The sequence below is a fragment of the Mucilaginibacter sp. genome (assembly GCF_035492695.1).
In the GTDB taxonomy this organism is placed as follows: Bacteria; Bacteroidota; Bacteroidia; order Sphingobacteriales; family Sphingobacteriaceae; genus Mucilaginibacter.
Genome location: NZ_DATJJC010000007.1, coordinates 286,357 through 300,954, shown reverse-complemented (window position 1 = coordinate 300,954; position 14,598 = coordinate 286,357). Strand labels below are relative to the sequence as shown.

General features: G+C 43.4%; 15 protein-coding genes. 12 read left to right on the top strand and 3 right to left on the bottom strand.

Annotated features, from left to right (window positions below; genetic code table 11):
* Nucleotides 1-18 precede the first annotated feature (18 nt).
* Nucleotides 19-579 (top strand): hypothetical protein, encoded by a 561-nt coding sequence (locus VL525_RS05475; protein WP_325384178.1) that lies wholly within the window; start codon nt 19-21, stop codon nt 577-579.
* 65 nt (nt 580-644) lie between these two features.
* Here VL525_RS05475 and VL525_RS05470 read toward each other — a convergent pair whose 3' ends face one another.
* Complete coding sequence (locus VL525_RS05470; RefSeq protein WP_325384177.1) at nt 645-1,307, bottom strand: hypothetical protein; 663 nt, start codon at nt 1,305-1,307, stop codon at nt 645-647.
* A 160-nt stretch (nt 1,308-1,467) separates the two neighbouring features.
* On the opposite strand from VL525_RS05470, the gene VL525_RS05465 reads away from it, so the two are divergent.
* Both VL525_RS05465 and VL525_RS05460 read left to right on the top strand, forming a co-directional pair.
* Nucleotides 1,468-3,768 (top strand): hypothetical protein, encoded by a 2,301-nt coding sequence (locus VL525_RS05465; RefSeq protein WP_325384176.1) that lies wholly within the window; start codon nt 1,468-1,470, stop codon nt 3,766-3,768.
* 59 nt (nt 3,769-3,827) lie between these two features.
* Nucleotides 3,828-4,058, top strand: a complete 231-nt coding sequence (locus tag VL525_RS05460; RefSeq protein ID WP_325384175.1) for a hypothetical protein — start codon at nt 3,828-3,830, stop codon at nt 4,056-4,058.
* 12 nt (nt 4,059-4,070) lie between these two features.
* Here VL525_RS05460 and VL525_RS05455 read toward each other — a convergent pair whose 3' ends face one another.
* The gene (locus tag VL525_RS05455) at nt 4,071-4,613 is read right to left on the bottom strand and encodes a hypothetical protein (protein WP_325384173.1); all 543 of its coding nucleotides are present in this window, start codon (nt 4,611-4,613) and stop codon (nt 4,071-4,073) included.
* Nucleotides 4,614-5,163: 550 nt separating this feature from the next.
* On the opposite strand from VL525_RS05455, the gene VL525_RS05450 reads away from it, so the two are divergent.
* The 9 genes from VL525_RS05450 (at nt 5,164) to VL525_RS05410 (ending at nt 13,374) form a co-directional block, all read left to right on the top strand.
* A complete protein-coding gene (locus tag VL525_RS05450; RefSeq protein ID WP_325384171.1) occupies nt 5,164-6,354 on the top strand; it encodes a head maturation protease, ClpP-related in 1,191 nt (396 codons plus the stop codon).
* A gap of 108 nt (nt 6,355-6,462) precedes the next feature.
* On the top strand, nt 6,463-7,674 hold the full coding sequence (locus VL525_RS05445) for a hypothetical protein (protein ID WP_325384169.1): 1,212 nt from the start codon (nt 6,463-6,465) through the stop codon (nt 7,672-7,674).
* Nucleotides 7,675-7,790: 116 nt separating this feature from the next.
* On the top strand, nt 7,791-8,375 hold the full coding sequence (locus tag VL525_RS05440) for a hypothetical protein (RefSeq protein ID WP_325384167.1): 585 nt from the start codon (nt 7,791-7,793) through the stop codon (nt 8,373-8,375).
* A gap of 83 nt (nt 8,376-8,458) precedes the next feature.
* Nucleotides 8,459-8,779 carry a hypothetical protein gene (locus VL525_RS05435; RefSeq protein WP_325384165.1) on the top strand — a complete coding sequence of 107 codons (321 nt, stop codon included), beginning with the start codon at nt 8,459-8,461 and terminating at the stop codon, nt 8,777-8,779.
* Nucleotides 8,754-10,043: a hypothetical protein gene (locus VL525_RS05430; protein WP_325384163.1), complete on the top strand. Its 1,290-nt coding sequence runs from the start codon at nt 8,754-8,756 to the stop codon at nt 10,041-10,043. The genes VL525_RS05435 and VL525_RS05430 overlap by 26 nt, the downstream gene beginning before the upstream one ends.
* Nucleotides 10,044-10,148: 105 nt before the next feature.
* Nucleotides 10,149-10,772 carry a hypothetical protein gene (locus VL525_RS05425; protein WP_325384161.1) on the top strand — a complete coding sequence of 208 codons (624 nt, stop codon included), beginning with the start codon at nt 10,149-10,151 and terminating at the stop codon, nt 10,770-10,772.
* Nucleotides 10,772-12,070 (top strand): hypothetical protein, encoded by a 1,299-nt coding sequence (locus tag VL525_RS05420; protein WP_325384159.1) that lies wholly within the window; start codon nt 10,772-10,774, stop codon nt 12,068-12,070. Before VL525_RS05425 ends, VL525_RS05420 begins: the two co-directional genes overlap by 1 nt.
* Nucleotides 12,071-12,139: 69 nt before the next feature.
* Complete coding sequence (locus VL525_RS05415; protein WP_325384157.1) at nt 12,140-12,574, top strand: hypothetical protein; 435 nt, start codon at nt 12,140-12,142, stop codon at nt 12,572-12,574.
* A 2-nt stretch (nt 12,575-12,576) separates the two neighbouring features.
* On the top strand, nt 12,577-13,374 hold the full coding sequence (locus VL525_RS05410) for a hypothetical protein (RefSeq protein WP_325384155.1): 798 nt from the start codon (nt 12,577-12,579) through the stop codon (nt 13,372-13,374).
* Here the strand turns inward: VL525_RS05410 and VL525_RS05405 are convergent.
* A complete protein-coding gene (locus VL525_RS05405) occupies nt 13,366-14,592 on the bottom strand; it encodes an acyltransferase (RefSeq protein ID WP_325384153.1) in 1,227 nt (408 codons plus the stop codon). The genes VL525_RS05410 and VL525_RS05405 overlap by 9 nt on opposite strands.
* Nucleotides 14,593-14,598: the final 6 nt, after the last annotated feature.

Below are 14,598 nucleotides of genomic sequence, written 5' to 3'. Positions count from 1 at the left end.
AACCTAAATCCTAACCAAATGAAAAGAAGATTATTTACCACATTATTATTTTTATTACCACTACTCGGTTTCACACAAACCATTAAGCCAATTGACGGTGCAATAGGAATAAAGTTTGGCGATGTTGGCTTAAAAGCTAAAAATATAATAACTGCAAGGGGTGGAAAATTCGATATTGCTGGTAGTAATTACCCTAAATCATTACATTTTACAAATGTAAGATTTGAACATTTTACGTCTGAACTGGCTGCGGTAAAGCTGTTTCACGGAAAAGTTTATGAAATAGGTTTCATTTTTCGTGTTGACACCGGAGCAAAAACCATTTCCTATTATAACGATATTGTAAATAGCCTGAATAAAGTTTACGGAGAAGGTAAATCTACACGGGATTTTAAGTCACCTTATACCGATGGTGACGGAAATGAGGCTGAAGCGATAAGAACCGGCAATGCCGATGTTGAAACTCTTTGGGTCGACAAAAGTAACGCTATTCAAATCAAAATCGTACCTGATGCATATGTTATCATGCTTACGTTTCAGGATAGTAATGTAGCGGAACAGGCCAACGCTCCTCAATAAATTTGATCCGTATACTAAATCTATTTCTCTTACTGAGTTCGATTGTCTTAACTGCTAAACCAAAATCAAATATCTTTTTGGGTGCTTAATTTTGCACTGTCGGCATCAATTTTTCCCTTTTTATTAAGTGATTGCTCCACAGGCATATTGATGTAACTTACAATAGTACCTTCAACATTTTTGTGTTGATAAATATGTAAATTATTTTTTATCCAGTGATATTGCATGTCACTTGTATTTATCAGATCAGGTTCCCTGAAAATATCAAAACCCGTATATTTTTTCATATACAAAAGAGCCGTTTGCTGATAAACCAGTTCTTCGGTTGTAATATTATCAGCCGGAGCGACAATTAAGGTCAACTTATATAGCTTATTGTTTTGGAATTCAGGAGCAATACTGGCATAAGCTTTCGTCAAACCTAATGCAAGCAGATATTCATATCGCTGATCTTCTTCATTGAAAACTAACTTTTTCTCTTTTATTAGATGGTTAAAATGCGCCATCATCTCCTTTTTTGTCATATTAAAAGTAAACCCAAGAAAAATAGTATCGATTAAAGGCTGCTTTCGAATATTGGCATTAATGATTGATTGCAACGTATCTTCTGATCTTACAGCTTCTTTAACAGCTTCATTTGATATGCTTTCAGTAGATTTTTCTTCAGGCTTCGGATGACTACATCCAATCGCTGTTAATAATGATAGAAACAAAGCGATCTTTTTCATAAGGCTGTCAGTTGTTTTAATTTGTGTTGCATGTAAAACTGGCTAATATTTTTCACATGCCCAAAAAAATGAACAATTAGGCCGGTTAGCATATAAACATCTATTTACACTCCTTTTTCCAAAAAACAGAATCACTTCAAATCAACAATCAAATTAAATTATGGCATACGACATATCTAAAAAAATATCCATAGATGTACAGGTAAACACCGATGCACAACGGCAAGTCGACCAATATAAAGTATCGTTTGATAACTTGCGTACATCCATTACGAACCTGGGCAAACCTATTGGTGATCTTTCAAAAAATATCAATTCCCTTGATAAGGAGATATCAAAATACACAGATTCAATCGTTGACTTAACTAAGCAAAATAAGGAATTTAGCTCAACCGGTGAAAAGAATAAAAAGCAAGTGGTGGAACTGGCGGAGACTTTTTCAACACTAAATGAAGCCGTCGAAGCTACAGAACTTGTCACCGGGGGATGGGTAACAGCTATTGCTGCAGCGTTATCGGTAATAGTAACGTATGGTTCAGCAATAGCAGACTGGATTGGAAAGCTTATCCAGGGCGAAACGACGCTTTCTGCTTTTAATAAAACTCTTAAAGACAACAAAATTATAATGGAAGCGGTAAACCACGCAAAGGACGAAGGAAATGCCAATGCACAAGAAGAGTTGGTTCACCTCAAAATCCTTTACACGGCCACACAAGATCAGAATTTATCATTGCGGCAGCGGAAAGCAATAGTTTCTGAACTAAAAACCCAATATCCGGATTACTTTAAAAACTTATCCGATGAGAGCATAATGACTGGAAAGGCTTCAAATGCATATAATAATTTGGCTGCATCAATTATAGCTTCGTCCAGGGCCCGCGCTGCCGAAAATATTATGGTAAAAAACAGTCAGCGGCAATTAGGTAATGACACCACTACCACTAAAGTTACCGCGCAATTAAAAGAATATCAGCGGGAACTTGATCTGACACAGGCAGCATATAAAAAATATCTGAAGGACCGTGGTAGTTACGATGGATCCGGGCGTGACGGTATTGACAATAACGTAGTTGAATATACGAGCAACCTCGATAACATAAAAAGTAAAATAGGTGAACTAAACAAACAAATAGCTGACATTAAAACTGATTCAAAACTCCTCGACGGTCAAAACGCCGCATTAGTAAAAAATATCATCAAAGATACCGAGAAATACGGTGCAAAAATTGTCGGTGTTACCCGGAACGCAAGTTCCCACCAAATTAAGGCCATCGGCATTGTTACAAAAAAACAGCAGGAAGCTTTAATAAAGCGGTTGCAAGCAACGAATGATGCCTATGCAAAACAAGCAGTTGAGGAGAATCAACATTACAACGATGAAAAACAAAGATTAGATAAACTATTAAATGATAAATATATCAGCCTGGAACAATATCATGCCGAGGTTGAAAAACTTGAATCTGAACATCGATCTAATATTTCAAATATCATCGATTCCTATGTAAAACAAGATGCCACAAAAACGCAGGAAGCACAAAAAGAGTTGGTCGCAAGTTCAATGGGCATAAAAGACATCGAAAACAAGCTTGCGGAAATCCCTGTTGTAGCTAAGGATATTGTAACTCCTTACATCAAACAACGAACGGCCGAAGAAATAAAAGCTATACAGGATCGCGCCGACTTCGAGATCCAAACTACCCAAAAAGTTTCGGATACGGCATTTTCGATACTAAGTAAGGGCCTGCAGTCGCGTAGCGATGCAAAGATAAAATCGTTGGAAAGCGACAAAGCGAAGGAACTAAGTAACACCAGCCTTACCTCTGTACAAAAACAAGCTATCGAAGCTAAATATAAAAAGCAGGAGGACGCTGTAAAACTAAAGGCTTTTAAAGCCGAACAAAAAGCATCTATAGCTCAAGCTATTATCAACGGGGCAATTGCGATTACTAAAGCCGAGGCTCAAACAGGTGTATTAGGTGCGCTGGTAATACCAGGCATAATCGCACAAACCGCCGTACAGATAGCCACAATTGCAAAGCAAAAGCCGCCGGCTATGGCCAAAGGTGGATATTTCCAGTCCGATGGTAAAGGCGCCGTACTGCCCGGTTATAGCCGCACGGATAATACGAATGCTTACCTGCGTTCGGGTGAAGCCGTAGTTGTTTCCGAAGCCATGCGCGACCCATGGGCACGCAACCTCGTCAGTGCCATCAATGTAGCCTACGGGGGCCGCGACTTTTCCATATCAAATCCATCACGTGGTTACGCTATCGGCGGCATTTTTACTGACGGCGGCAACGCTAACCGCTATTACAACCAACCTGTTACCGATCAAAAAAACCTGGCTAACACTATTGCCTACCAGATGATCAACAATTTTCCGCCTGTATATGTCGACGTAAAGGACATCAACAACCAACAGAATATCCTTGCCCAAACGGTAAACAGGGTCAATTTATAATATTTCAATACCGTTCACAGTCGACAAAAAACGTAATCAATCCCTATCAAATTATCTATATGACTATCGAACTCGCAAATACGCTGTTTGACAACGGCATATTCTCTGCTATGTATAAAGGCGGTTTTATTACCAATAAAATCTTCATCTATCGCGAAATGTATTTATGGGTGCATGCTCAAATAAAAACCCGTTCCATCACCAAGCACCAGGCAGTACTCGAAGCCGCCGGTAAATTCAACCGCGATGAGCGGACGGTGTGGCGGGCGTTAAATTGTTTTGAGGAATAAAATAGATTTGTGTCATTTTGATACGACTGCACTATCCCATACTTTTAATTTCACTATCAAATCATCGTACCACTCTGCGTACTCCCCGTCAAGGCCCCCAAAATGCTTATAAAAATCCTTGAAATAAGCCCTGGCTTGTTTGCTGCCGGATAAAGCGCTCATAAACAGTCTGTCGGCCATCTCCATGTTTATATTATTAACCGTGGTCGGCTTCACCGTTTTTTTTATAGCTTTTCGGTATTCATTAAGGACAGCTTGTATCTGCTGTTCATTATATTTCGGAATTTGCCTGTTAACCCTTAAATCCTTTGTTGCCTTGCCGTTCCTGAAAAAAATGCGCTCAACTGTCCAAACGGTCCATTTATATTGCATATTTTTCCCGGTGGGAAGGCTGTCAATAGTTTCAACAAGCAAAGTATCGCTATGAACCCTTAATTGGCATTCAAGCGTGGCGCCCCAAAATTTGATAGCACTCTTTTCACCGCAAACAGTCAGCACAAATTCCGAATAATACGTCCTGCCTTCAGCTACCTGCGTATCCTTATAACCGCACAAAGCAATCGATTTTCCGTTTGATAGACGAAAAACTGTATCAGCTTTCCCCGGACTCGAAAAACCAAGATCGTTCGGGCAATTACAGTCTTGGGCTTGGGTGTCAGAAAAATTAAAAACAAATAAAAACAACAACAATAATGAAATGACTTTCATACGATTTAGGTTGTATTACGAAGTTAAAACTTTTGAACTATAAAAAATTTACCTCCCTGACAAAATACTGCCACCACTTCTATAAAACACAATCGCGATATTTGAATATGCCAATCATCATAACAATCATTTACCTTTCAGCATTACTCAACTGGTACCTACGTGAGCAATCAGTGGAATCCGAATAAAATCGGTGCAATCAAAACAATGCACTGACAAAACACTGTCACCACTTTAACAAACAATTCTCCCGATATTTGAATATACCAAATCGGCAACCCGGATCAAACAACTTCGAGTCCAAAAATCTTCCTGACCCCGGGATATAATACCCACCAAAAATCAATACAAATCCATCGGTGTGATCAATATTACAATCGGTGCAATCAACAAAAACATGAGCTACAAAATCTATCTATACGATACCGATACCGACTGCATCGGATCCGGAACCTTATCATTAGTTGAAATACAAAACCAGTTGGAAGCAGCAGCCGGGCAGGATGTGGAAGTGCATATCAGCTCGGCAGGCGGCAGCGCTTTTGATGCCATTGCCATATACGATTTGCTAAAAAAATATCCCGGCAATGTTACTACTTATATCGACGCGCTTGCCGCCTCCGCAGCTTCCATTGTCGCTATGGCAGGCGAAAATATCATCATGAGTAAATATGCCTTGTTAATGATACATAAACCGATGGTCGGCTCGGGAGGTAACGCCGACGAATTACTTAAAGATGTGCAAATGCTGAATGTGGTACAATCGCGCCTGGCCCAGATATATATGGATAAAACCCGGTTGGACGAAGTCACTATAAACAGCTTAATAAACTCCGTCACCTGGATGACAGCCGACCAGGCCCTTGACCTTGGTTTTATCGACCTGGTTGAAAATTACCAGGAACCCGTCATAAATAGCGCCATTATCAAAAAGTACACAAGCACCGCCCCTGCTATCTATCAACGCTGCATTAACAATATCTTAAACATAAATACGAACATGAACATTGAAAACAAGGAACTTATCGAAAGGACAACGTCTGTCCTCGATAAGATTATGAACTTCTTTAAGAAGGTTGTCAACAAACAAACCATTACCGACAAAGGCACATTACACCACGCCGGCGAACTGGACAAAGGCGCTGAAGTTTATCAGGACGAAGACATGAGCATCCCAGCAGCAAGCGACTGCTACACTACACCCTCCGGTCAAAAGCTTACCGTAAAAAGCGGGACGGTACAGAAGATGGACCCGCCTACTGTCGATCCTGGTGCCGACGACGATGATGACGACCTGCCCGAAAGCCTTTTCGGTTCAAAAAAGAAAACTGATGTGCAAAACAGGGTCAGGGCGATCAAAGCAAAACTGCACGCCCAAAACGCCCTACTTGCAGAGGCAAAGGCCGCGCTGGAAGCAGCAAATATGCGCCTTGATAAAACGCGCGAAGAAGTGAAAAACGAGATCCGTTCCGATTTCTCACCCGAAAGCTCACGCCGCAGCAGCAAAGCAAAAACCGAAACAACCCCGTTTTTCGCCCCGCAAACTACGCTTGCAAAAAACGCAGTTAAAAAAGCGATCTCTAAATAGTTGAACCGTTGTAAGGTTGCAATGCTGTAAAGCGCATGCTTCCTCGTTTCAACCTTAGACAATCTAACATTCAACTTTAAAACTTTCCAACATTACAACAAACAAAACATGGCTCAATTTACATTTACAAACAACACTTATGCCGGCGAAGCGCTGGCCGGGTTTATGGCCAGCACGCTCCTCGAAGCCGATTCGGTGAAACGTGGCCTGCTGACTGTTATTAACGACATCAAATCGCGCAAGGTAATTCTTGACGTCGACGACGACGTAGTTCTTCAGGACCCTTCCGGCATATTTGCCGACCAGGGCACTACCGCCTTACAAAACGAAAGCTACCTGGACCCGGTAGTGTACGAATTTATGAAGCAGGAACAATGGGACAAACTCGTTCAATCATGGGAGGCCCAAAGTTTAAAACCAGGTGCCTTTATGGACTATGAAGGCGTTGTCGACCTGTCTGATTTTATGGTTCAGCGATACCTGACCAAGATACAGATCGCCAACGAGCGCCTATACTGGCTGGGCAAATCGGCCACCAAAGAAGCTGCCTTCACAGCATCGTTTACGGGTCTGCTCCCAACAATATCTGCAGCGTCCGGCGTTTATAAAGTTGGCCTGGGCAAAGCAGCAACATCTATGGCGGCAACTGCTATCAGCGCTTCAGGCGTAGTCACCGTGTCCGACACGACTACCCTATCCGACGGCGATGTGGTGTCCATCACTGCCGTAACCGGCACCAGCAAAGACACCACCAACGGTTCAAGCGGCGCGCCTGATGTGCAGGGACAATCATACTTCATCCAGGTATTAGGTGGAACTACCTTCAAATTGGTGCGGAATTATAACGAAGTAAATACACGCAAGCCTGCAACCTTTACCGGTACATCAACTGCGGCGACGGTAAGCTATATCAATGCCAGCAACGTTTTGGGTGTATTAAGTGGCGTTTACTCGCAGCTCGATCCTGCCGACCGCAGCCAGGAAGATTTCAACCTGCAGATACCTTTCCACGTAGGCTATGCTTATGCACAAGCTCAGGCCAACAAAGCCACCAACGTGCTAAATGCTTTCACCGATCCTAAAAAGATGGATTACCTGGGCGTACCGTTACAATTAATGAATCACTGGCAGGCTAACACCATTCTTGGCGCCCGCTCGTCAAACTTATTCCTTGGTGTCGATCTTTTAGGCGATGCTTCAGAACTCTCGACTGTATACATGAAGCCTTACACCAACGACGATGTCGTACGCATGAAAGCCCGCATGAAAGCAGCCGTAAACTTCAAATTTGCCAACGAGATATTCTACCTGAGCGCATAAGCGCAATAACTGAGTTATTGACTTATTGATTTATTGAATTCAAACGATTCATAATCCAATAATTCGATAACCAAACAATCAATAATTCAATAATTATTTAAATCAACAATCAATCCATGTCAATCTACAATAAAATAGCCGCAGGCTTCAGCCTGGGCACCGGCAGTCCTGTTACTGCGGGCATCGAGGATGTTATTTACATCTTTAACCAGGATGATATCACCCTAACTTACGATCCCACCAATCCCCTTATCATCACAAGCCTCACTGCTGTAAGCAGCGCCAAAGTTTACAAGTTCGAAGGCACTAACAACAGCTTCAACACCATGTCGAAACTGGCAAAAACACAGGTTGGCCCGCGTTACACCGAGGAGATCGACTTTAATATCGCCGGTTTCTCTGTCGATATCAAAGCGCAACTGATGGCCATGGGATACGGTCGCGTAAGAGCGATCGCGATCAATAACTATAATTCCAGCGATTCGGCGGTCGAACTGTTCGGCGCCGTAAACGGCCTGATCCTTACCGATGCTGAGCGCAATGCAGCTGACGAAACGCTGGACGGCGGGTACAAATTAAAATTAACCAATCCTGATAAACTGAGGGAGCCCTATCCCCCGCGCGCGGTCTCTATCGCACCTGAAAGCGGTTCGGCTACTTATACCAGCACTATTGCGGCCCTGGAAGCACTGGTAGCATAATCATTAGTCAAAAGGTCATTAGTCATTAAAGGGCTAATGATCAATTAAAAAACAAAAATCAATGACCAAATGACTAATGACCAATGACTAACAAAAAGAAATACATTCTTAAACCTGGCAAACACCAGTTCGCGCCAAAATCACCTGCGGTACATACCGACGAAAACCTGACCGATGCTGAAGCCGAATGGTACCTGGATAGATATCCTCACATCAAAAGCCTGTTTATCCGGTGCCGTCAGCCTTTCCAATCATCAACCGCACAAGGTAACCCACCCTCTGAATCGGTGAAATCACCGGCAGAAATCGGTGTAATCACAAACAACCAAATCGGTGAAATCAGCCAAAAAGAAACCGGTGTAACCAAAGAAAATAATAATGAAGACCTATCTGCCACAAATTGAACGCCGCATTTTAGTACGTCCTAACCAAACCTTCGGAATACTAAACTATGATATGGATAATGCCTACCCGCAGCGCATGCTCGAACTGGTATCATCATCGCCAACGGCAAAAGACTGCTGGAACAAAAGGGCAAAATTCATAGGTGGCAATGGTTTTGAACACGAGGAATTGGGCAAACAAATAATTAATGCCCACGGACTCACATTAGCAAAATTACTGAAAGCTATAGCAACCGATAAGGCGCTGTTTACCGGGTTCGGCATCCATATCAATTATAATGCTAACTACAGGGTTGCATCAGTTAATTATGTCAGGTTCGAGGACATCCGCCTGGGCGATACGGACAGCCCGGATACTGCCGGCAAATTTGCGCTTTATCCGGATTGGGGCCGCAAAACCTGGAAAAACATCACGCGCAGCAAGATCATTTTTTTGGATAAGTACAACCCAGACCCTGCCGCAATTAAGCAACAGGTAATTGATGCGGGCGGTTGGGAAAAGTACAAGGGCCAGCTATATTATTTCAATCCCGAAGTTGGTGATTACCCGCTGATAGAAGCTGACAGCGTTTGGGAAGATTTTGAGACCGAAGCCGGCATCAAGATATTCAACAACCGCGAGGTGACAACCGGATTCCTTCCTTCGACGATGCTTTTTATGCAAAGCCGCCGGGAAGAAGCTGATAACAGCAGGCCGGACAGCGACGAGCAGCATTACTCCAATATACCATCCCAACTGGAGCGCGACCTGGGGATTTTCCAGGGAGCGAAAAGCGCTCAAAAGATCATCGTAATAGAGTATGATGATGAAAACTCCAAACCGCAGTTTCAGCCTTATTCTATCCAAAACAACGATAAGCTTTTTGAAACTACCGAAAGATCAGTCGAAGCTCGTATTATAAAAGGCTTTTCCATACCCAAGGAGCTGATCAACGCTGAAAGGTCATCCGGGCTAAGTAACGGCGGCGAAAAGAAGGAGGCCATTCGGGAATTTAACGATAACACCGCCCCTGACAGGCTGGAACTATCTGAAGCCTTTGCGGAAATATTTGGCAATTTTTATATCAGCCTAAACCCCTCAGGAAACTGGGCCATTCAACCCGTTCCAACAACCGTCGCGGATGATAACGCGGGAATGACCGCAGGCAATAGCATCAATCAATTATTGCTGTCCAACATGCCACCGGCCAGCAAGATTGCCACCCTGGTACACGCCTACGGCTTTAAACAAACCGAAGCGGAAGCGATGGCGGCTAGCAAATAGCCGATAGCTCATGCCAGCCTGCCGCAGGCTGGGTTCATAGCAAATCAGGTTGTGAACCATCTGTCTGCTATGAACTATGATCCATCAACCATTAACTAACATACAATGAACACGCCATACCTGATCGACCAGATCACATTCCAAAATTATGAGGACCTGTCCGTAAACGTTAAGTCCGACCGGATCAAATTCTTTGTCAAAAAAGCGCAGGAACTCGACCTGAAACCATTTCTGGGCCACGCGCTTTATTATGACTTTATCCAGTATTTCAATACCGACGGCTCGCTGAAGGACGAAACGCCGCAACCTTATAAGGACCTGCTGAACGGCAGCGAATATCTCGACCGCTACGGCCACGTTATCCTGTATGAAGGCATCCTGCCCATGCTGGTATATTTCACCTTTGCCCGTTTTATCGAAGCCGATGCGGTACATTATACAGCCACAGGGCCGGTGATCAAACACCATGATAACGCCGATGCCCTTTCACCGCAGGATGTAGCCAAACTGGTTCAGCAGCACCGAAGCGTAGCCAACGCCCATGCCAACGAGGTGGAGAAATTTCTGCGCGACAACAAGGCCGACTTCCCTTTATGGAATTACAACCCCAAAAACAGGGGCAGCCGTCAGGCAGGGCCGCGCATTCGCAGCGTAGATAAAACTGCCTTCAACTATCCCGGCGATGATTACGCCGGCAATTATTTACCACTCGACCAATTATTAAATTAATGCCGACAGATAAAAAAATAAGCGAATTACCGGTAGCATCAACCCTCAGCGGGTCCGATCTTTCAGTACTGGTTAGCGGGGGCAGCGATTACCAGTACGCCTTATCAACCTTGCTGGAATTTATTGGCTCCAACCTGGATATGGGCGCGCACGTTTCTTTTGGTGGCACCCTGCCGCAAAATACGGTTGGCAAAAACGGCGATGTATTTGTTAATACTTCGGCAGGCAGTTTTGCACAAAAAGTTTCCGGCGCCTGGGCGGTAGCTTATGCCCTGCCTGCTTCAGGCGGCACGGCCGATGGCACCGTATTGTACGGTTTAGGCGTACCTTCATCATCGAGCGGCAGTAATAACGATACCTATATTAACACCGGCACGGGTATCTTTTACCAAAAAACAGGTGGTGCGTGGAGCCAGGTATTTTCCATGCAAACGGGCCCGCAGGGCCCTCCCGGAACAAATGGCGCCAATGGCACAAACGGTGCCGATGGTAAAACTGTGCTGCATGGCACAACCAATCCTTCTAACCTGTCAACCGGTACCGATGGCGATTTCTATATCAATACCAATACCTTCACATTCTTCGGCCCAAAAGCCGGGGGCGTTTGGCCGGCAGGCGTAAGTATGGTTGGCGCAGATGGCGCCACGGGTCCTGCCGGCCCGAAGGGAGACACAGGTGATGACGGTCCTGCCGGCGACGCGGGTTCCGCCGGACCTGGAGTAGCTACAGGCGGCACTGCAGGACAGGTACTATCCAAGCAAAGCGGCGCCGACTTTGATACTGAATGGATAGACCCGCCGGCAACCGGTGCAATAGCTCCGGATGGCATCATAACAGGGCTCAGCGTTTCTATCACCGATTTATCGGTAAGCGTAACAGCGGGGCAGTGGCGCATTGCCGGCGTAAGCTATCAAACCACATCCGCCACCAGCCTTACGCTGGATACCGCTGATATTACCGATGCCCGCATAGACCTGATATATGCCGATGATGCAAACACCGTTTCGGCGCTTACCGGAACAGCCTCGCCTAACCCGGTAAAACCATCATTGCCTGCCAATTCCATCGAGATAGGGTTTGCGCTTGTAACACCCACCGGCAGTTCGGTAAGCGGGGCGCCCGGCGCCGACTATGTTACCCAGGCAGTTTTTGTGGATGTGGTTGGCGATAAAACCGCGTTGCTTACCGGTAACAAAAACAACCTGGTAGGCGCCATTAACGAGGTTTCCGAAAACGTGGCTGCCCTTAACCAGGATAACGTCATCCTCAAAATATTTAAGAAAACTAATTATTCTTAACCGTCTTCCGAAGTCCGCGGACTGAAATTCAATAATTCAACCAATCAATAATTCAATAATTATTCCCCCATGTCTGATTATAATCAAATAGTCGCCTTTACAAAAGGCGTCGGTGTGCGCCCGGTATCCTTCACCAATACCGACAGTACTACCGCAAAACAGATCTATGCCCCGGCCGACCCGGCCAGCCGCATCAATTTCATGGCTGTTTCGTCTACGGCGGCCACGCAGCACTACGTTTTGCTGCAGTTGCACAATTCCGTCAGCGGCGAAATTGCACCGCTGGGTGTTATCACTGTTCCGGCAGGTGCCGGAACTAACGGGTCTGTTGCAATAGTATCCGGCTTGAACAGGGGTAACCTGCCCTGGCTGCAGATAGACAGCGACGGCAATCCTTTCATCGACCTTAACCTGAACATGAACCTGGAAATGGCTATGCTATCGGCACTTTCATCAGGCGAAACCATTACCGTAACCACATCGGGCGGATCATACGCAGCATAATTATGGCATCACGAAACGGCTTAAACCCCAAAATACGAAGCCCCAAAGGCGTGGGCCACGGCAGGGCGCTGCCTGCACCGTTTGGGTTTGATAACGGCATATTTCCCGACGGAGTGGACGATTACCTGACCGTACCAGGACTGATAGGCAAACCCATCCCCGACCAGTTCACCGTCGAATTCTGGGTCAAATTTCCCGACCCGGTGAATGATTTAGGCGGGATATTTAGATTAGCAACTGTCGGTGGACAAAATATTATGATTTCAAGGTCGAATTCTCCATTGACAATTAGCTCTGATATAGCCGATCAAGGTGCGGGATTAGCATATACTTTATCGTCCGACACAAGACTAGGAGCTATAGCGCACTCATTTAATATGGCGACTGGTGACACTTCTTTCTATAGCCCCAGCGCCATACCCAGTTACATTAATAAATCAAACCTACTTTCATCAACTGGAGCAAATATTCAATTATTTGAGTTTTTTACTCCAGGGACTTATACCACCCAGAATAGTAATGCGGCAATCGATGAGTTTAGATTATATAACAAAATCATAACCAATGAACAATTTCTCACCAATTATAATGCAGGAATAGGAAATAATCCATTTGAGACAGAAAGTCTATTGGTTTGGCTAAAATTCGAGAAATTCGAAATGTTAGATTTTTCGGCTCTACAAGATGGAAGCGATCTTCGCCTTGGCATTAGAGATTTTAGCGGACTAAATCATCATGCATTGCCATTTAATATGGATACGAATCCAGCCTCAGGCAACTACGTTTTAAAATCATTTTGATATTTTCAGATCAAGGCGTCTAAAGAAAAGTCGTTTGATTTTTGGCTGTAATTTTTTCTCTAAAGTCCATGATATAAGAAAAGTTGAAGAAATATAGAGAATTACTTTAGCTGCATAGCTAAATGGACCATTCCCCAAAAAACTTAATTGACCAAATAAAATTAAAAGCGGAAAATGGATGATATAAATCCCGTAAGAAATGTTTCCTAACCACATCCCTATTTTTTTAATAACCCACTCATCCGATTTAATAAATAAAGCGATAATACTTATTGCATAAAAAATAATTCCTAAATAAAACCGCGTTTCAAAATTGCCATTTTTAACATATACGTAAAGTAGATAAATTGGTAAAAACTGTAGAAATAAAAAGAAAATTCTTTTATACTTTAAATCTCTGCCTGCAAAAAAAAGAACACAAAAAAAGCAATAAGGGAGGAGTAATAAGTCATTTGCATTAACAATTATTTGCGACCAAAACTTCCCATTTAACATTATTGGAGATCTAAATCGTTCTAATAATAAAATAATGTAGCCGCGATATGGCAACGTGTATCCTATGCCGAGAATATAAAATAACATCGGGGACAAATGACGTTGTTTTACAGGCCCGTTTAAATTCCACGCGACATATAAGCCTGCCAACCAAAAGCAATACCCGAAACAGTAAGCGCTTACTATTTGGCTTACTGGGAAGTAAGTATTGAAAATGCCAATAATCAAAAAGAAAAAAAAAGCTAAAGCAGGTTTGATTTTAAAATAAGAAATAGGGATGAATAATAAATAAAATAAGGCTTCATAGTTTAAAGACCAAGCTGGATTATTTTCCCAAATCACCGGATACGCTATATTTTGGGTAAGCGTTAAATTCGAAAAAACTATTGGAACAGGAATTTTATTAGTAGCCACGCAAAGAGTCAAAATAATAGCTACCAGATAAATTGGGTAAATTCTAACGAATCTTTTTTTTAAATAGAGAACTATACTCGATACTACTAAAGGTTCTTTGTGATTAATTCCAATAACGTATCCGGACAATAGAAAAAAAATTAACACTGCGAAATGAGCCGGCGAATCGAACCCCTGTAAACCAGATATCGGGAAGTAAGTAGGATTAAAATAATTATTATGAAATATTATGTGGCTGATCAAGACAATTAATGCAGCAAACCCTCTTAGAATTTCAATATTTTGATTAAAAATTCTCGGCGCTTGCATCAAGTG